Here is a 17,215-nt window from a genome sequence, read left to right on the forward strand (position 1 = left end):
ACGACGTTGATAGGTTGGGTGTGTAAGCGCTGTGAGGCGTTGAGCTAACCAATACTAATTGCCCGTGAGGCTTGACCATATAACACCCAAGCAATCTGTGAACTCGAAAGAGGCCAGATTGCGGTGTGTGAAGACGATACAAGTCGAAAATTCGAACAAACACACAAATCTATCGCATACCCATTCGCTGGAGCGTGATCTCGCAAGAGACAACGACCCGGCTACCGAATTTCTTGACGACCATAGAGCATTGGAACCACCTGATCCCATCCCGAACTCAGCAGTGAAACGATGCATCGCCGATGGTAGTGTGGGGTTTCCCCATGTGAGAGTAGGTCATCGTCAAGATTAAATTCCGAAACCCCTGTTTGCTAACGCAGACAGGGGTTTTGTTTTGCCCGCAGGAAAGTGCTGTATACACCGCATACAGCAAACTAATCCGACTGAAAAAAGAGCAGGTGACTGCCGGCAAGAGTGGCACCGCGCAAGTCGTTGCGATCAAGCAGGGCGAACGCTACAACCGCGCGAAACCCCTGGAGCGTAACCGCGATAACGCCTTGTTCGTCGGATTCGCTCCGGTTGAGCACCCGAAAATTGTCATCTCGGTGATGATCTAAAACGGCGAGGCCGGTGGTCGCGGTGCCGGTCCAGTGGTCCGACAGATCATGGGCGCCTGGCTGCTTGATCAGGACGGTCACCTGAAACCGCAATACGCCGCCCCGAGCAAAGTCCCAGGTGACCCTCACGTATAAATAGCTACTCTGAAAACACAGTGCCATAAGGCACTTGCCATCCCCCTGACGTTAACGTAAAGATTGCGGCAGGGCGCTGAACTTAAAAAAGCGCAGGGCGACCGATTCGGAGCGCTTGATGACGCCAATAAAAACAACACCACCCAAACTGCACCGCGAAGCCCGGCTGGCTCGGGAAAAGCTCCATCTCGAGGGCGAAGTCCCCGATGGCGTATTGCGCGCGGAAATCGATGCGTCGTGGCGGCGCAGCCTCAGTCATGGCGTGCATTTCAATGGCAAACACGAACTGGCACTGGAATCGAGCGCCAGCCTCGACGTGCTGCTGGCCAGCAACCGGCTGCTGATCGACGCAGCATTGCCGGCGATTGATTACCTGGCCGAACGCCAAGGCAAGGAAGGGCTGATTATTCTCGCCAACTCCGACGCCACCATTCTCGCCGTCGAAGGGCGCGCCGATCGCCTCAAGGGCAGTGGCCTGCAAGACATCACCTTGGGCGCCTGCTGGAGCGAAGCTGCTCGCGGCACCAACGCACTGGGCACCGCGCTGGTCGAAGCCCGGCCTACGATGATCGATTGCGGTGAACATTATCTGGATCGCCTGACTGATTTTTCCTGCACCTCGGTACCGATCCATTGTCCGCAGGGCGGCATGCTCGGCGTGCTCGACCTGACCCGCGAAGGCCCGCTCGGTCGCGTTCACGACAGCACCGCGTTGCTGGCGATGGCCGTCAGCCAGATTGAAAGCCGTGTCTTCAATGCCAGTTATCCCGACGAAATCGTGCTGGCCTTCCACAGCCGTCGCCAATACCTCGAATCCCCGTGGCAAGGTTTGCTGGCGGTCAGCCTCGGCGGTCAGATCCTCGCGGTCAGCGCCCAGGCCTGTCAGTTGCTCCATGCCGAGCGCTCGGCGCTGGTCGGTCGACGGTGCGAAGAATTTCTGGGAGTCGACGGCTTGCAATTATTATCTCGTCTGCATCAGGGCGGTGTCGGTAGCCTGCAAACCGCCAAAGGCGAATTCTTCTACAAAACCCTGCGCGCGCCGCAACGGTCAATCAACGTCAGCACCCCGCCACGCACTGCCGCCAAAACAATCAAGCCACAACCAGATCTTGAATCCCTTGCCGGCAGTAATGTGCGCTACGCCCGAGCCTTGCGCATGGCCCGACAAGGTCTGGCCAATGAATTGCCGGTGTTGCTGCTCGGTGAAACCGGCACCGGTAAAGAAGTCATCGCTCGCGCCCTGCACATGGCTGGAACCCGTTGCGACAAACCCTTCATCGCGGTGAACTGCGCGGCGATTCCCGAAGGTCTGATCGAGTCGGAACTGTTTGGCTACCGAGAAGGCGCCTTCACCGGCTCCCGCCGTGGCGGCATGATCGGTCGTCTGCAACAGGCTCACGGCGGCACCTTGTTTCTCGATGAAATCGGCGACATGCCGCTGGCCTTGCAAGCGCGTTTGCTGCGGGTGCTGCAAGACCGCAAAGTTGCACCGCTGGGCGCAGGCGAAGAACAGGATATTGACGTCGCGTTGATCTGCGCCACGCACCGCGACCTCAAGCGTCTGGTGGAAGAAAAGCACTTCCGTGAAGACCTGTTCTACCGGGTCAACGGCATCAGCGTGATGCTCCCGGCGCTGCGTGAGCGTGAAGATTTCAGTGCGCTGGTCGGGCGATTGCTGGCCAGGCTCAACGCACCCGTCGTCGTCCTGCATGACGATTTGAGCCGCTTGCTTGGCGGTTATCACTGGCCCGGCAACATCCGTCAGCTGGAGATGGTGTTACGCACTGCGCTGGCCATGCGCGAACCGGGGGAGACGGTCCTCACCCTCGACCACTTGCCCGACAGCATGCTCGACGAACTGACCGCGACCGAACGGCCTCAAGCCGGCAGCATCCGTGAAAATGAACTGGAGCTGATTCGTCAGTCCCTGGACACTCATCAGGGTAGCGTTTCGGCCGCCGCCGACGCGTTGGGCATCAGTCGCGCGACCTTGTATCGCAAGCTCAAACAGTTGCGTTCGTGATGCAGCGCCTGATCGTTCGGCTGATCGACAGCCAGAACCCCGAAGCCCTGCAAGCGGCATTGCGCTGGCTCTACAGCTTCGTGCGACCGCACCGTCTGGCCATCGCCGGGCTGCTTGGATTGTCGGTGTGCGCCTCGTTGCTGGTGTTGGTGCAGCCGTGGCTGACCAAGCTCCTGATCGACGATGGTCTGCTGGCGCGCAACTTTCCTATGCTGGTGATGATTGCCGGGTTGATGATTGTTGCCGGGCTGCTCGGCACGGCGCTGTCGGGCATCAATCGCTACCTGCACACGCGGTTGTCCGGTCGGATTCTGTTTGCCTTGCGTGATGATCTCTATCGGCATTTGCAGACACTCTCACCGAGTTTTTACGGTCAGCGACGGATCGGTGACCTGATGTCGCGCCTGGATGGCGACGTCGCGGAAATTCAGCGCTTTGCCGTGGACTCGTTGTTCTCGGCAGTATCGAGTGTGATCGGTCTGGTCTGCGCGGTGGCGATGTTGTTGACTCTGTCATGGAAACTTTCGTTGCTCGCGTTGGTGCTGATTCCCCTTGATGTGCTCTGGCTGCGCTGGATGCGGCGCAAGGTCGAGCGGGATGTGCGGCAACTGCGCGAGCGCTCGGCGGACATGTCCTCGTTCATGGTCGAGACCTTGCCGGTGATGAAGTTCATCCAGTCTGCCGGCCAACAACAACGCGAAGCGCGGCGGCTGGAGACGCTGGGGCACGGTTACATGAGTCAGTTGCTGCGCCTGCAAGTCACCGAATTTTTTACCCAGGCCGTACCGGGCACACTGACGTCATTGTCCCGGGCCTGTGCGTTTTTGATTGGCGGTTACTGGGTAGTGCAGGGGACCTGGCAGTTGGGTGCATTGATCGCGTTTTCTACCTATTTGGGCATGGCGGTCGGACCGGTTCAGAGCCTGCTCGGGCTCTACGTCGCCATTCAACGGATGACAGTCAGCCTCGGGCGCGTGATGGAGTTGCGCGGCGAAGAGCCGACCGTTTTGACGCCGCTCCAGCCGCAACCGATACCTGCCTGCGGTGACCTGCGATTCGACGATGTGCACTTCAGCCATCCCGGCCGTCCGACGACCTTGCGCGGTATCGAAGCGCGCATTCCCTACGGCTTGAAAGTGGCCCTCAGCGGCGGCTCCGGGGTTGGCAAATCAACTCTCATCGATCTGCTGCAGCGTCACCATGACCCACAATCGGGCCGGGTGTTGCTGGGGGAGGTCGATTTGCGTGATCTGGATCTGTTCCAGTTGCGTCGGCGGATTGCCGTGGTCAGCCAGGACATCGTGCTGTTTCGCGGCAGTCTCGCCGATAACCTCGCTTACGCGGTGCCGCATGCCAGTCGCGAGGCGATTGCTGAAGTCGCACGGCTGGCGCAACTTGACAGCCTGATCGAGTCGTTGCCCGAAGGTCTCGACAGTCCGTTGGGCGAACGCGGTCAGCAACTGTCCGGCGGGCAGAAACAGCGCATCGCCATTGCTCGGGCACTGCTGCAGGACCCGCTGATTCTGGTACTCGACGAAGCCACCTCGGCGGTGGATGAAGCCACCGAACGCGAAGTCATCGAGGCCATCGACCGACTATTTGCGGGGCGTACACGAATCCTGATCAGCCACCGTCCCTCAACCCTGGCCGATGCCGATCTGCGGTTTGAATTGCTCGACGGCGTCCTCACCTCAAAAACGGTGCTGCATGAAGCCTGAATTGCGAATCGGCGTCGTCGACAGCGGCCATTCGGCGGCACAACGGGTTCAGGTCGTTGCTGGGCGACGCTTCTCGTTGCTGGAGGACGGGTTGGCCGAAAGCGACTTGCGCGATGATCCGCTGGGCCACGGCAGCGCGGTGATCGAAGCCATCGGGCGGCGGGCACCTTCAGCGGTGTTTTGCGTGGGGCAGGTGTTTGACCAGCGCGGCGTCACCAGCGCCTTGCAGATCGCCAGCGCCATCGACTGGCTGGTGGCGCAGGATGTTCGGTTGATCAATTTAAGCCTCGGTCTGCGCCAGGATCGCAGCCTGTTGCGCGAAGCCTGCGCGGCAGCAGTGGCACGAGGCGTTCTACTTTGTGCATCGAGCCCGGCGCAGGGTGAAGGTGTGTTTCCGGCGAATTATCCGCAGGTGTTGCGTGTCACTGGCGACGCGCGATGCGCCGAACAGGAATGGTCGTGGCTCAACAGTGCCCAAGCGGATTTCGCGGCATGTGTGCATGGGACTTATCCGGGGCAGTCCGGCGCCAGTCTGGGGTGTGCCGCATTGAGTGGGCACATCGCCGCTTTTCTGGTCGCACACCCGGAGGCGAGCAACGAACAGGTGGTCGAGTGGCTGCGCGAGCACGCGCGTTATCGCGGTCCTGAACGGCGCATCGGGCCATGATTACGATTCTCGGCGCCGGGCCGGCGGGAGCGGCGGTGGCCTTAGGGTTGCGCCGGTGCGGTTATTCCGTGACGCTGATCAGCGAGTGGCGCCGGTTTGCCGCGTTGGAAGGTGTTTCGGTGCGTGTGCTGGAGGCCTTGCGCGGCGCGGGCCTGCATCAGGCGCTGGCGGAGGCGGCGTTGCCTTCGCAGCGACAGGTGTCGTGGAACGGTCAGCAGCATGCACAGAACATTGAGTTCCTGTTGGACCGTCCGGGCTTCGACCGAGGCTTGCGCGAAGACCTGCGCCTGGCTGGCGTCGAGGTGATAGAGGGGCGGGTGCTGACGGTTCAGACTGACGCGGCGGGGCATCGTATCGAGATCGAAGGGCGCGAAACGCTGGTTGCGGATTTTCTGGTGGAGGCCCGAGGGCGTCAGGCACCGGCGCTCGGCAAAGGCCTGAGAGGGCCGGAGACGGTCAGTCTGCTCAATCGCTGGCAAGGCACGCCCGGCAGCACCGCCAGTGCGGTAGAAAGCCTTGAAGATGGCTGGGGCTGGATGGCGCGACAGGCTGACGGCCAGTGTTATTGGCAGTGGACGGTGGACGTGGCCAGCGCCGAACTGCCGGGCAAGGCGCAGTTGCTCGACTATTGTCGCAAGCGGCGCCAAGGCTCGGCATTGGCTCAGGCGTTTTTCGGCACCACACCTGAAATCGACCTGCAGCTGCATGCCCGCAGCAGCACTGCGATTCTGTGCCCGCAGGTGTGCGGGCAACACTGGATTCGGGTCGGGGATGCGGCGATGGCGGTGGATCCGCTGTCGGGCAACGGGATTTTTCAATCTCTTTCATCGGCGCTCCAGGCGCCGGTCGTGATCAACACGCTGTTGCGAAAACCCGAGCGTACGGCTCTGGCCAAGCGCTTTCATCAGCAGCGGGTGGAACAGCTGTTTTTACGGTTTGCGCGGATCGGGCGGGATTTTTATGCCGATGAACAGCGTTGGGCGGATCATCCATTCTGGCAGGCAAGGCGGTGCTGGCCGGATGCGGAGGCTGCTCATGCTGGGGCGGATTTCAACGCGCTGAGGATCGAGCGGGCACCGGTGCTGCGAGATGGTTTTGTGGATGAGGCCGAGGTGGTGATCACTGCGGATCAGCCGTTGGGGATCTGGCATGTGCACGGGATCGAGGTGGCGCCGTTGGTGCGGCGGTTGCGCACTGAGCCGGCTGAACAGGTACTGGCGGGGTTGACGGTGGAGCAGGGGCGGGTGGTTCGGGGGTGGTTGTTGGCCCAAGGCTTCAAACCCTAATCGATCGTTCCCACGCTCTGCGTGGGAATGCATCCCGTGGCGCTCTGCGTCACCTCCAAAAGCGGAACGCGGAGCGTCCCTGGTGGCATTCCCGCGCAGCGTGGGAACGATCAGTGAGTCAAAGCTTGATCAACACCGACTTCAACTCGGTGTAATGCTCAATCGCCGCATACCCCATTTCACGCCCGACCCCCGACATCTTGTACCCGCCAAACGGCAGCGCCGGGTCCAGGGCGCTGTGGCAGTTGACCCACACCGAGCCCGATTTGATCCGCGGAATCATCCGGTGCACCGCCGCCAGGTCATTCGACCAAATGCTCGCCCCGAGCCCATAAGGACTGTCATTGGCCATGCGCAACGCATCGGCTTCATCGTCAAAAGGAATCGCCACCAGTACCGGGCCGAAAATCTCTTCCTGTACCAGCGAATGCTTCTGATCGACGTCGACAATCACTGTCGGTTTGACGAAAAATCCCGGGCCGAATTGCTCACCACCACAGGCGATGGTCGCGCCACTTTCCCGGCCCTTTTCGATATACCCAAACACGCGCTCCTGCTGCCGCGCCGAAATCAACGGCCCCATCTCGACACTCGGGTCCAGGCCGTTGCCGAGCTTCATGCTGTTAGCGATGCCAGCAATGTCCGCGACCACGTTGTCGAAGTGTTTGCGCTGCACATACAGCCGCGAGCCTGCACAGCACACCTGCCCCTGGTTGAAGAAAATCGCGCTGGCGGCACCGGCGGAGGCGCTCGACAGGTCGGCGTCGGCCATGACAATGGTCGGTGATTTTCCGCCCAGTTCCAGGGTCACGCGGGTCATGGAATCCATGGCGATTTTGCCGATCTGCTTGCCCACGGCGGTGGAACCGGTAAAGGTCAGCTTGTCCACTAGCGGGTTGTGCGTCAGGGCAGAGCCTGCGGTGATGCCGGTGCCGGTGACCACGTTGAACACGCCTTCGGGGTAGCCAGCCTCCAGGACAAGTTCGGCGAGTTTCAGCGCGGTCAACGGGGTTTCATCGGCCGGTTTGAGCACCACGGTACAGCCGGTGGCGAGGGCCGGACCGAGTTTCCAGCAGGCCAGCAGCAGCGGGAAGTTCCAGGCAACGATGGCGCCGACCACGCCGACCGCTTCGCGACGGATGAAGCTGTGGAATTGATCGTTGGGCATCAATGGCAACGATACTTCGACGCTGGAACCTTCGATTTTGGTTGCCCAACCGGCCATGTAGCGCAGGAAATCGATGGCCAGTTGCACGTCCATGACCTGGGCGACAGCGGCGCTTTTACCGTTGTTCAGGCATTCCAGTTGCGCCAGCAGTTCGGCGTCCCGTTGCATCAGGTCGGCGAGTTTCCACAGCAGGTTCTGCCGCTCGCGCGGGCGGGTGTGGGTCCAGGCCGAATCATCGAATGCCTGACGCGCGGCCATCACCGCGCGGTCGACATCCGAGGGCGTGGCCCTTGGCACCACACACAACACTTCGCCGGTGGCCGGGTTGTGCAAGGGCATGGTCTGGCCATCAGCGGCCTCGACCCAGCTACCGCCGATCAGCATGCGCGGGGCGCGCTGGATAAAGGCGGACGTAGCGGGAAGCACATTAGGGAGCGACATGGCGAAGCCTCTTATTGTTCGTGAGAACAGGGCTTTCGCAATGGCTGTGCCAAGTCGCCGCAAGGTCAGGCGAACCTTTGATTGACGAGGGTTCACAGGGCGTAAAGGAAGGCGACAGTAGCCATTTTTTCGCATATTGCGACAGCCGCTGAGACGACGAGCAACTCGGCTGCGACCTTGAGCGCCCCTGTGATGGGGTCTAGAATTTTCTCGCTCGGTGGGTGAAATGACGGAACATTTCCCCGGCCACACATCTCGCGCAAGGGAGGTTGTGATGAACCTTTCAACCCTGGAGATCCAAAGCATCATCGAGCAGAGTTTTCTGCCCTCGATATGCACCTGCAGCATGGCCCCGGATCAGTCACTGACGATTCGGGTCTGCGATTGCATGACCGGCAAAGTGGACCTGGTGGCGAGCCATGTTCCTGTCTGGGAACTGGACTCTGCTTATGCAATTGCCACGCTAGTGGCGCAGATGCAGCAAGAGATCAACGCACACAAAGGCGTCCTTCCAACGTTTTCAAGTTGAACTGTCGTCAGCCGCACCACCGTGTGTGGTGCGGCCCTTGTTGATGTAGTTATGAGGGGATTCTTCGGGAAATCTCCTCGAACGTGCTGCTATCGACGGCCGCCAATAGCCTCCTGTCATCTTTGAGCGTGGCCAGAAACGTCACTTCCGTCTCTTTGCCGGCCAACATGAACCCGGCAATCGCGCCGATGGGGCCCAGTAGCATGGCGCCCGCCACGCCGAACCCGATGGCATCCTTGAAGTTGCTGATCGACTCCTCGTTGGCGACTTCCACACGCTTGAACGATGAGAGCGGGAGGGTTAGGCCGGGCCATGGGTGAAGCGACGTCCTGAGGAAAAAAACGCCGTCCCTGTACTCTCCATCACCCTGCAGAAAATCCCCCGCCAGAACAGTGATGTTTGCCATTTTTATCCCCTTGCTGGCAATCGGTGAATAACCATTTCGCGCCAGCATCCCCGTGCCGTCAATCATCGGGCGATGAGCAGTTCCAATCGGGCATCTATGCTTGTCTCAGATTGCAACACCTGTCGCGATATTAGACGCAGGCGATCTCGTCAAAAGCGATCAGAGCACCGTTATTTTCACGCAACTGATTGATAAAGAAGGATATCGGCAAGCTGGCACGCTCCGTGTATTGCTCATCGCAGACGTTTCTCTTGCCTCCGTCAGCGGTGCGCCGCCGACGGCAGAAACCATAAAAACGATAAGCCACAACAATAAGAACGCACCGTGCGAGGTTCGACGTTGATGAAGAGAAAACTCCGATCAGGCCTGAGCGCCAGCCTGCTGGCCATTGCCGCTTGTGTGGCGCTGCATTCGCCCGACAGCCTGGCAGCCCGCGACGCCCAGACCATCCTCAAGGAAACCTGTCAGGGGTGTCACACCCCTGAAGCCAATAACGCCCTCAGTCGCATCAGCCACCAGCGCAAGACGCCGGAAGGCTGGCTGATGACCATCGCCCGGATGCAAACCATGCACGGTTTGCAGATCAGCGATGACGACCGTCGCACACTGGTCAAGTACCTGGCCGACAGCCAGGGTCTGGCGCCGAGCGAGACCGATGGCGTGCGGTATGCGCTGGAACGCCGGCTCAATACTGTCGAGAAGTTCGACGACCAGACCAGCCAGATGTGTAGTCGCTGCCACTCCGGTGCGCGGGTCGCCCTGCAACGGCGTCCGGCTCAGGAATGGGAGCACCTGGTGAATTTCCACCTCGGCCAATGGCCGTCCCTCGAATACCAGGCCTTGTCCCGGGACCGCGACTGGTTCGACCTCGCTCGCAAAGAGATGGTGCCGCTGCTGGCCAAGCGTTATCCGCTGGACAACCCGGCCTGGAAAAAATGGCAAAGCGTCGCGCCGAAAGCCGAGGCGCTGGTCGGTGACTGGAGTTTCAGCGGCCACTTGCCGGGCAAGGGCGAACTGGCCGGCATGATGACCGTCAGCGCTGACGGCAGCGACACCTTCAAGGTCGCCGTCAAAGGCCAGTACGCCGATGGCACCCCGTTCAACGGCGACGGCAGCGCGATTTTGTACACCGGCTACGAATGGCGCGGCAACGTGACCATCGACGGCGTGACCATGCGCCAGGTGTTCGCCGTTCAAGGCAATGCGATGCAGGGCCGGATGTTCGAGGCCGAGCATGATGAGCGCGGGCTGGACTTCGTTGCCGCCAAGCAGGGTTCCAACCGTCTGCTGGCGGTGCAGCCGGGTTATTTGAAGGCCGGTAGCGAAACCGAAGTCACTCTCATCGGCAGCGGCCTCACCGGCAAACCGGATTTCGGCAAAGGTGTGGAAGTGGTCGAAATCGTCTCGCAAAGCCCTGAGCAGATGAAGGTCAAACTCAAGGCGGCTGCCAATGCTCAACCGGGTCTGCGCAACGTTTCCGTCGGCTCGCTGAAAGGTCCGACCCTGTCGGTCTACAGCACCATCGCCGAAGTCAAAGTCGTGCCAGAGTTCTCGGTCTCGCGGATCGGCGAAGGCGGTGGTTCCACGCCGAAAGTCCAGGGCCGTTTCGACGCCGAAGCCTGGGGCAAGGGCGCTGATGGCAAGCCGTATCGCATTGGCGTATTCCCGGCGCAGTGGAAGGTGGAAGCCTTCGATGACCGTGCCAAGGAAGACGAAGACGTCAAGTTCGCCGGCACTATGCAGGCTGACACCGGCGTGTTCACTCCGGGCGATGCCGGTCCGAACCCGCAACGCAAGATGTCCACCAACAATGCCGGCAACCTCAAGGTGATCGCCGCTGTCGACGATGCAGGGAAATCCCTGACCGGCGAAGGCCACATGATCGTCACCGTGCAACGCTGGAACAATCCACCCATTCCATAAGTTGGCTGATCCATACGGCTTCAGACACTTTTTCGGAATGACCGCAGGCCCCGTCAGAAGGGGTTTGCACAGGAGGTTGCAATGGGCGCTATTTTGAATCTGGTTGAACGGAACCTGCACGAAGTGCATGTCGACGCCGACCGCATGCTGTTTCACATCCCCAGCAGTTCGCTGTTCGCCAGCGATGAGCTGACCGGCACCATTATCGATACGTTGCGCGGTCCCGGCTGTTCGTCCGATGACCTGATCCAGCGTCTGGCGGCGCGGTTCAACGGTGAAGAAATCACCGAGACCCTGCGTGAATTGATTTCGCTGGAACTGGTCAGCGACGGTTCGCCGCTGACCCCGGACATCGGCACCAAACGGGTCGAACGCACGGCGATCAATACCGTGGTGCTCAACGTCAACACTGGCTGCAATCTGAGCTGCACCTATTGCTACAAGGAAGACCTCGACAAGCCGTCGGCGGGCAAGAAAATGGACGTTGAAACCGCTGTCGCCTCGGTCGAGATGCTGCTGCGCGAATCCCCGGACGAAGAGCGCTTCACTGTGGTGTTCTTCGGCGGCGAGCCGCTGAGTAATCGCAAGCTGATCGAGTACATGGTCGACTATTGTGAAAAGCGGTTTGCCGAGGCCGGCAAGTTCGTCGAATTCGTGATGACCACCAACGCCACCCTGCTCACTGAAGACACCGTGGACTACCTCAATGCCCACCGTTTCGGGCTCTCGGTCAGTATCGACGGGCCAAAAACCGTGCACGACCGCAACCGCATCACGGTGGGCGGGCAGGGCACGTACGACGTGGTGCGGCGCAAGGCCGAGATGCTGCTGTCACGCTACAACAGCCGCCCGGTTGGCGCGCGGGTGACCTTGACCACCGGCGTTACCGACGTCGAAACCATCTGGGATCACCTGTTCAACGAACTGGGGTTTGCCGAAGTCGGGTTTGCCCCGGTGACCTCCGGCGACATCAGCAGCTTCAACCTGAGCAGCGACGAACTGGTCGAAGTCTTCGCCAATATGAAGAAGCTCGGGCGGCGTTATCTGGACGCGGCGCTGGAACACCGCAACATCGGTTTTTCCAACCTGCACCAGTTGATCACCGACATTCACGAAGGCCACAAAAAAGCCCTGCCGTGCGGCGCGGGCCTGAAGATGCTGGCGGTGGACCACAAGGGCGAATTGAACCTGTGCCATCGCTTCACCGGTTCGTCGCTGCCGACCTTCGGCAATGTCCACAGCGGCGTCAAACAGGTCGAGTTGAACGACTTCCTGTCCCAGCGCCTCGACCGCACCAACACCGGTTGCGAAGACTGCCAGATACGCAACCTGTGCTCCGGCGGCTGCTACCACGAAAGCTACGCCCGTTACGGCGATCCGACCCACCCGACCTATCACTACTGCGAACTGATGCGTGACTGGGTCGACTTCGGCATCGAGGTCTACACCCGGATCATGGCCAATAACCCTGCGTTTATCAGCAGCTACATCACTCCGCGCAAGGCTCACTGATATGAAACATCTCAAGGCAATCAACAATAAAGCGAAGAAAATGGACGAGGCCGCGGCCGAGAACCGTATCGAAGAAGTGGTGGCGATGAGCTCCGTTGCGGGCTGCGCCTCAACCACCGACCCGGGTTGGGAAATCGATGCGTTTGGCGGGGTGTCGTCGCTGTGCCAGCCGATGGAAGCTGACCTGTATGGCTGCTCCGACCCGTGCTGGTGGCCGGCCCAGGTGCCCGACATGATGAGCACCTACCCGGACTGGAACAAGGATGCCCAGGCGTCCAACGAAAACTGGCGCAACCTCGGGACTGTCTTTCCAAAAGACAAATGATCGGTCAGACATAAGGATTCCAGCATGCCTAGCATCAAAGCCTGCGGCCTGGCCGCATTCGCCGTCCTGAGCACTTGTTCGTTCAATGTTCTGGCCGATGAAAATACTGCACTGCAAGACGGTCACGAGTACATGGTGACCACCAATTACCCGAACAATCTGCACGTGATCGACCTGGCTACCGACACACTGCTCAAGACCTGCAAGATGCCCGATGCCTTCGGCCCCGGCACCGTGCAACTCTCGCCGGACCGCAAGATTGCCTATGTGTTGAACAACCACTACGCCGATGTCTACGGCGTTGAACTCGATAACTGCAAGCAGGTGTTCCACGCCAGCATCACGCAGAAGCAAGGGGAGAAGGCGAAGTCGATGTTCGCTTTCACCCTCAGTCACGACGGCAAGGAACTGTTCACTGTCGCCAATCCGACGCTGATGCTCAATGACCGCTACGAAGTGCAACAACCGCGGCTCGATGTCTATGCGACCGACGCCGGCATGGACGCCAAGCCTGTGCGCAGCTTCCCGGCGCCGCGGCAGCTGACCATCATGCAGAGTGGTGACGACGGTACGCTGTACGTGGCCGGGGCAGACGTCTACAAGGTCAATGTGAAAACCGGCAAGTTCGACGTGCTGATCCCCAGCCGTCACTGGAAACGCCCGAACTACAGCGCGCCGGACGTGCTCTACGTGTGGAACCAGCAGACGTATCGCCATGATTTCTCGCTGCTCTACACCGCCGCGAAATTCAAGGACAAGAAGCAGGATCCCGCCACCGCAGAGTACCTCTATGGACTATTCAGCATTGACCTGAAAACCGGCAAGACCGAAACCACCGACTTCGGACCCCTGACGGAAATCTACTTCAGCGGCATGCGCTCGCCAAAGGACCCGAACCTGATGTTCGGCGTGCTGAACCGGCTGGCCAAGTACGACATCAAGGAAAAGAAAATGCTCCAGGCGGCGACGCTGGATCATTCCTACTACTGCATTTCCTTCAACAAGGACGGCAGCAAGATCTACCTGGCCGGGACGTTTAACGACGTGGCGGTTTTTGATGCCGACAGCTTGAAGCAGACAGGCAGCATCAAATTGCCAGGAGGGGATATGGCGATTACCACGGCGCAGGTGTTTGTCCGGTAAACAGCAGCGCCTGAACTGACGCCATCGCGAGCAGGCTCGCTCCCACATTGGATCTGCGGTGCAACATAGATCCAGTGTAGGAGTGAGCCGGCTCCGGGCGGCGTTCCGACGATGAGGCCCTCAAAAACACCACACACTCAAACCCCAGGCACCGGACAACCTACATCCCCCTCCTGGCACTTCAGATAATTCTTGAACGTCTGCACCCGGGCCTTGGTCAAGTCCGTGGTGCAGTTGCTGTAGACCAACGGAAACAGGCTGCCCCCTTCCACTCCCGACGCCGAAAACGTGCACTCGGCATCCCGAAACGCAATCCACGCCCGCTGTGTCTCCACCAACAATTTCTTGCGGTCGGGCTGACCTTTCAGACGCGTACTGATCTGCTGATACAACGCATTCAGCTCCGTGTCGGCCGCCGCATGCTGCTGCGCTGCACATTGGTTCATCGTGGCCTGGTCGTTGGCGTTGTCGCAGTCCACCGCGACAGCCATCGAGGTAAACATCACAGGCGCCAGCGCCAGGAAAAAGCGTGAGTACATGGAGGAAACTCGCTGTGATAAGAGTGAATTGGGGGGGAGTTTAGCGAATCGACCACCGAGGATGACCTGTCAGAGAGGCGCTACCCGCCAACTGTCTCGACCCCAAACCCGAACTTATGCGCGCAAATGCGGCCGAATATTGCGGGCATGGTTGATCGCAGCAAGCGATTGGTACAATTTTAGGGTTGGTCTTGTGGTTGTTACTGACCTACTGTTCAGTACAGGAGGTGTCTTATGAACCCAGCATCAGATCGCATCGAAAGGAAAATCCTGCTCAAGGTCAAGCGTTCGCATGTCTGGCGCGTGCTGGCCAATGCCGAAGCGTTCGGGCAATGGTTTGGCGTTGCACTGGAAGGCAAGCGTTTCGTCGCCGGTGAGTGGACCCAGGGGCAGATAACCTATCCCGGGTATGAGCACTTGCTGTGGAATGTGCTGGTGGAGCGGGTCGAGCCGGAGCGACTGTTTTCGTTTCGCTGGCACCCTTACGCCATCCACCCGGAAGTCGACTACTCCCAGGAGCCGACCACGCTGGTGAAATTTGAACTCGAAGACATGGACGATGGCACGCTGCTCCGGGTGTCCGAATCCGGTTTCGATCACATTCCCCAGTCCCGTCGCGAGAAGGCGTTCCGTATGGACAGCCGTGGTTGGGAAGAGCAGATGAACAATATCGAACAGTTTCTGACCGAAAGTGCCAAAGCCCACGAGCGCGAGGGCGGTTAAGGCTGCAGGCCGCTAAATTCGTGGCCTGCAGGCTGGACCCCTGAGGCGTCTAAGGGTTTTCGGAGGGGTAGGTATAGCGAATGTCTTACACGCGATGGTAGCTATGTCGTCTGTTCCAGATTGGATCCGACACGTAATCTAGCCCCATCAACTGAAGCACAGGAAGCGCTTCAGGATCACGGATGATCGACCATCAGCAGGGATTGGCTACCGACAGGGAGTCGACAATGGTCTTGGGAAAACCCGCTTCGGCGGGTTTTTTTTCGTCTGTCGAAAAGTCTGGCGCTGCTTAGAGCCTGGCCGCTGCCCGTTCGGTGATCTGCGCCCGTAGCTCAAGTGACGCGGCTGCACGGCGATGCGCCTCGGCCAGAACACTCTGCGGGGCTGTGTCAGGACTGCCCGACTGGAAGGGTGGTGCGGGAGCATATTCCAGCTGCAACTGCACCAGTTGCGCCGTGTCGTTATCGAACAATTCTGCCGCCAGGGTCAGGGCAAAATCGATCCCGGCGGTAATCCCGCCACCGGTCAGCAGATTGCCATCGCGTACCACCCTGTCCTTCACCGGGATCGCCCCCAGTGGCTTGAGCAACTCGTGATAGGCCCAGTGGGTCGTTGCCCGTTTGCCTTTAAGTAAACCCGCGGCGCCGAGCACCAGCGCACCGGTGCACACCGAGGTGACATACCGCGCGTTGGCGGCTTGAGCCTTGATAAAGGCCAGCGTTACTTCATCTTCCATCAACGGCCCGACGCCACCGCCGCCCGGAATGCAGATCACATCCAGCGCCGGGCAGTCGTCGAACGTCATGGTCGGTTTCAGCACCAAGCCGGTGCTCGCAGTGACGGGCATCAGGTCCTTCCAGATCAAATGCACCTTTACGTCCGGCAATGAGGCCAATACGTCGTAAGGGCCTGTCAGGTCGAGTTGCTGAACCTGAGGAAACAACAGAAAACCGATCTGCAAGGTCATGGCTTATTTCTCCTGAAGTGGGTGGACGTCTTCACTCTAGGCTCGTAGCATTTGGCGTATCCGCCAATCACCCCACGAATTACGCCAATCATGCCCAAAACCATTCACGTGCTCGCGTTTGCCAATGTGCAACTGCTCGACGTCACCGGGCCCTTGCAGGTGTTCGCCTCGGCCAACGACATTGCTCGCCAGAAAGGGCTGCCGGCGCCCTATGCACCCTCGGTGATTGCCAGCGGTGGCGGGGCGGTGATGTCGTCGGCGGGCCTGGCGCTGTTGGCCGAGCCGTTGCCAGAGAGCGGCAGTGACACGGTGATCATTGCCGGTGGCTGGGGCGTTTATGCGGCCTCAGAAGATCAGGCGCTGGTGGCATGGGTGCGTGAACACGCGGCGGCTTGTCGGCGGGTTTCATCAGTGTGCACCGGGGCATTTTTACTGGCAGCCAGTGGTTGGCTCGATGGCCGTCGTGTGGTCACGCACTGGACGCGTTGCGAGCAACTGGCGCAGCAACATCCACGTCTTCACGTCGAACCCAATCCGATCTTCATCAACGACGGCCCGGTCTGGACCTCGGCGGGGGTCACGGCTGGCATTGACCTCGCCTTGGCCATGGTCGAAGAAGACCTTGGCCGCAACATGGCCCTGGAAGTCGCCCAGCAACTGGTGGTGTTCCTCAAGCGTCCGGGCGGCCAGTCTCAGTTCAGTGTGACCTTGTCCTTGCAGAAAGAAGGCGACCGTTTCGACGAACTCAATGCCTGGATCAGTGAAAATCTGACCAAGGACCTCGGCATCCCCACCCTGGCCTTGCAGGCGGGCATGAGCGAACGCAGCTTCGTCCGCCACTATCGCGCCGATACCGGGCAAACCCCGGCGCGAGCGATTGAATTGATTCGGGTCGAAACGGCGCGACGGTTACTCATCGATACCGGCGTGCCGATTAAAAGGGTGGCGGTGCAATGCGGGTTTGGCAGTGAAGAGACGCTGCGGCGCAGTTTTTTGCGGGCAATGGGGGTGACACCGCAGGCTTATCGCGAACGGTTTTCTGTCCGTGGTGCAGTAGATCCAGTAACGTTTTGAGCAGCATCTCGGGGGATTT

At 60.0% G+C, this 17,215-nt stretch carries 15 protein-coding genes, 2 rRNA genes and 1 pseudogene; 14 read left to right on the forward strand and 4 right to left on the reverse strand.

The features are described 5' to 3' along the window. From J2Y56_RS12710 to J2Y56_RS12740, 7 genes and pseudogenes are all read left to right on the forward strand, one after another. Positions 1-79, forward strand: a 23S ribosomal RNA gene (locus J2Y56_RS12710); the annotation flags it as partial. Between the two features lie 153 nt (positions 80-232). Continuing rightward, positions 233-348: ribosomal RNA gene (rrf, locus tag J2Y56_RS12715) — 5S ribosomal RNA — on the forward strand. A gap of 116 nt (positions 349-464) precedes the next feature. Beyond that, positions 465-752, forward strand: a pseudogene (locus J2Y56_RS12720) (penicillin-binding transpeptidase domain-containing protein); the annotation flags it as partial. A gap of 118 nt (positions 753-870) precedes the next feature. Then, complete coding sequence (locus J2Y56_RS12725) at positions 871-2,775, forward strand: sigma-54-dependent Fis family transcriptional regulator (protein ID WP_310350519.1); 1,905 nt, start codon at positions 871-873, stop codon at positions 2,773-2,775. Beyond that, positions 2,775-4,493, forward strand: a complete 1,719-nt coding sequence (locus tag J2Y56_RS12730) for an ABC transporter ATP-binding protein (protein WP_007943465.1) — start codon at positions 2,775-2,777, stop codon at positions 4,491-4,493. Before J2Y56_RS12725 ends, J2Y56_RS12730 begins: the two co-directional genes overlap by 1 nt. Beyond that, a complete protein-coding gene (locus J2Y56_RS12735) occupies positions 4,483-5,160 on the forward strand; it encodes a S8 family serine peptidase (RefSeq protein ID WP_007943464.1) in 678 nt (225 codons plus the stop codon). The genes J2Y56_RS12730 and J2Y56_RS12735 overlap by 11 nt, the downstream gene beginning before the upstream one ends. Next, positions 5,157-6,446, forward strand: coding sequence for an FAD-dependent monooxygenase (locus J2Y56_RS12740; protein ID WP_007943463.1), 1,290 nt, complete (start codon positions 5,157-5,159; stop codon positions 6,444-6,446). The genes J2Y56_RS12735 and J2Y56_RS12740 overlap by 4 nt, the downstream gene beginning before the upstream one ends. A gap of 118 nt (positions 6,447-6,564) precedes the next feature. Here the strand turns inward: J2Y56_RS12740 and J2Y56_RS12745 are convergent, their stop codons facing one another. Beyond that, entirely contained in the window at positions 6,565-8,055 is a 1,491-nt protein-coding gene (locus tag J2Y56_RS12745; protein WP_310350521.1) for an aldehyde dehydrogenase family protein, read from the reverse strand. A 274-nt stretch (positions 8,056-8,329) separates the two neighbouring features. Here J2Y56_RS12745 and J2Y56_RS12750 point away from each other — a divergent pair, with 274 nt between their 5' ends. Further along, the gene (locus tag J2Y56_RS12750) at positions 8,330-8,584 is read left to right on the forward strand and encodes a DUF1652 domain-containing protein (protein ID WP_310338039.1); all 255 of its coding nucleotides are present in this window, start codon (positions 8,330-8,332) and stop codon (positions 8,582-8,584) included. 49 nt (positions 8,585-8,633) lie between these two features. On the opposite strand, the gene J2Y56_RS12755 is transcribed toward J2Y56_RS12750, so the two are convergent. Continuing rightward, entirely contained in the window at positions 8,634-8,990 is a 357-nt protein-coding gene (locus J2Y56_RS12755) for a hypothetical protein (protein WP_310350597.1), read from the reverse strand. A 342-nt stretch (positions 8,991-9,332) separates the two neighbouring features. Between J2Y56_RS12755 and peaA the strand changes: the two genes are divergently transcribed. The 4 genes from peaA (at position 9,333) to peaD (ending at position 13,893) form a co-directional block, all read left to right on the forward strand. Continuing rightward, positions 9,333-10,913 (forward strand): quinohemoprotein amine dehydrogenase subunit alpha, encoded by a 1,581-nt coding sequence (gene peaA / locus J2Y56_RS12760; RefSeq protein ID WP_007943459.1) that lies wholly within the window; start codon positions 9,333-9,335, stop codon positions 10,911-10,913. A gap of 81 nt (positions 10,914-10,994) precedes the next feature. Beyond that, positions 10,995-12,425, forward strand: coding sequence for a quinohemoprotein amine dehydrogenase maturation protein (gene peaB / locus J2Y56_RS12765; protein ID WP_007943457.1), 1,431 nt, complete (start codon positions 10,995-10,997; stop codon positions 12,423-12,425). Position 12,426: 1 nt separating this feature from the next. Beyond that, complete coding sequence (gene qhpC / locus J2Y56_RS12770) at positions 12,427-12,750, forward strand: quinohemoprotein amine dehydrogenase subunit gamma (RefSeq protein ID WP_007943455.1); 324 nt, start codon at positions 12,427-12,429, stop codon at positions 12,748-12,750. Positions 12,751-12,774: 24 nt separating this feature from the next. Next, positions 12,775-13,893, forward strand: a complete 1,119-nt coding sequence (gene peaD / locus J2Y56_RS12775; RefSeq protein WP_007943454.1) for a quinohemoprotein amine dehydrogenase subunit beta — start codon at positions 12,775-12,777, stop codon at positions 13,891-13,893. Positions 13,894-14,030: 137 nt separating this feature from the next. On the opposite strand, the gene J2Y56_RS12780 is transcribed toward peaD, so the two are convergent. After that, positions 14,031-14,432, reverse strand: a complete 402-nt coding sequence (locus tag J2Y56_RS12780; protein WP_310338034.1) for a lysozyme inhibitor LprI family protein — start codon at positions 14,430-14,432, stop codon at positions 14,031-14,033. 234 nt (positions 14,433-14,666) lie between these two features. Here J2Y56_RS12780 and J2Y56_RS12785 point away from each other — a divergent pair, with 234 nt between their 5' ends. Beyond that, entirely contained in the window at positions 14,667-15,155 is a 489-nt protein-coding gene (locus J2Y56_RS12785; RefSeq protein ID WP_007943451.1) for an SRPBCC family protein, read from the forward strand. Between the two features lie 289 nt (positions 15,156-15,444). Here J2Y56_RS12785 and inhA read toward each other — a convergent pair whose 3' ends face one another. Further along, positions 15,445-16,122 (reverse strand): isonitrile hydratase, encoded by a 678-nt coding sequence (inhA, locus tag J2Y56_RS12790; protein WP_007943450.1) that lies wholly within the window; start codon positions 16,120-16,122, stop codon positions 15,445-15,447. Between the two features lie 90 nt (positions 16,123-16,212). Between inhA and J2Y56_RS12795 the strand changes: the two genes are divergently transcribed. Then, the gene (locus tag J2Y56_RS12795; protein WP_310350524.1) at positions 16,213-17,196 is read left to right on the forward strand and encodes a GlxA family transcriptional regulator; all 984 of its coding nucleotides are present in this window, start codon (positions 16,213-16,215) and stop codon (positions 17,194-17,196) included. Positions 17,197-17,215 lie beyond the last annotated feature (19 nt).

Origin of the sequence: Pseudomonas sp. BE134 (assembly GCF_031456105.1) — a bacterium.
Lineage (GTDB): Bacteria > Pseudomonadota > Gammaproteobacteria > Pseudomonadales > Pseudomonadaceae > Aquipseudomonas.

Excerpts from the sequence above, each read along its gene's own strand:
- qhpC (WP_007943455.1), top strand. The coding sequence starts at position 12,427 with ATGAAACATCTCAAGGCAATCAACAATAAAGCGAAGAAAATGGACGAG.
- J2Y56_RS12740 (WP_007943463.1), top strand. The coding sequence starts at position 5,157 with ATGATTACGATTCTCGGCGCCGGGCCGGCGGGAGCGGCGGTGGCCTTA.
- peaD (WP_007943454.1), top strand. The coding sequence starts at position 12,775 with ATGCCTAGCATCAAAGCCTGCGGCCTGGCCGCATTCGCCGTCCTGAGC.
- peaB (WP_007943457.1), top strand. The coding sequence starts at position 10,995 with ATGGGCGCTATTTTGAATCTGGTTGAACGGAACCTGCACGAAGTGCAT.
- J2Y56_RS12725 (WP_310350519.1), top strand. The coding sequence starts at position 871 with ATGACGCCAATAAAAACAACACCACCCAAACTGCACCGCGAAGCCCGG.
- J2Y56_RS12745 (WP_310350521.1), bottom strand. The coding sequence starts at position 8,055 with ATGTCGCTCCCTAATGTGCTTCCCGCTACGTCCGCCTTTATCCAGCGC.
- J2Y56_RS12785 (WP_007943451.1), top strand. The coding sequence starts at position 14,667 with ATGAACCCAGCATCAGATCGCATCGAAAGGAAAATCCTGCTCAAGGTC.
- J2Y56_RS12755 (WP_310350597.1), bottom strand. The coding sequence starts at position 8,990 with ATGGCAAACATCACTGTTCTGGCGGGGGATTTTCTGCAGGGTGATGGA.
- J2Y56_RS12750 (WP_310338039.1), top strand. The coding sequence starts at position 8,330 with ATGAACCTTTCAACCCTGGAGATCCAAAGCATCATCGAGCAGAGTTTT.
- peaA (WP_007943459.1), top strand. The coding sequence starts at position 9,333 with ATGAAGAGAAAACTCCGATCAGGCCTGAGCGCCAGCCTGCTGGCCATT.
- J2Y56_RS12780 (WP_310338034.1), bottom strand. The coding sequence starts at position 14,432 with ATGTACTCACGCTTTTTCCTGGCGCTGGCGCCTGTGATGTTTACCTCG.
- inhA (WP_007943450.1), bottom strand. The coding sequence starts at position 16,122 with ATGACCTTGCAGATCGGTTTTCTGTTGTTTCCTCAGGTTCAGCAACTC.
- J2Y56_RS12730 (WP_007943465.1), top strand. The coding sequence starts at position 2,775 with ATGCAGCGCCTGATCGTTCGGCTGATCGACAGCCAGAACCCCGAAGCC.
- J2Y56_RS12735 (WP_007943464.1), top strand. The coding sequence starts at position 4,483 with ATGAAGCCTGAATTGCGAATCGGCGTCGTCGACAGCGGCCATTCGGCG.
- J2Y56_RS12795 (WP_310350524.1), top strand. The coding sequence starts at position 16,213 with ATGCCCAAAACCATTCACGTGCTCGCGTTTGCCAATGTGCAACTGCTC.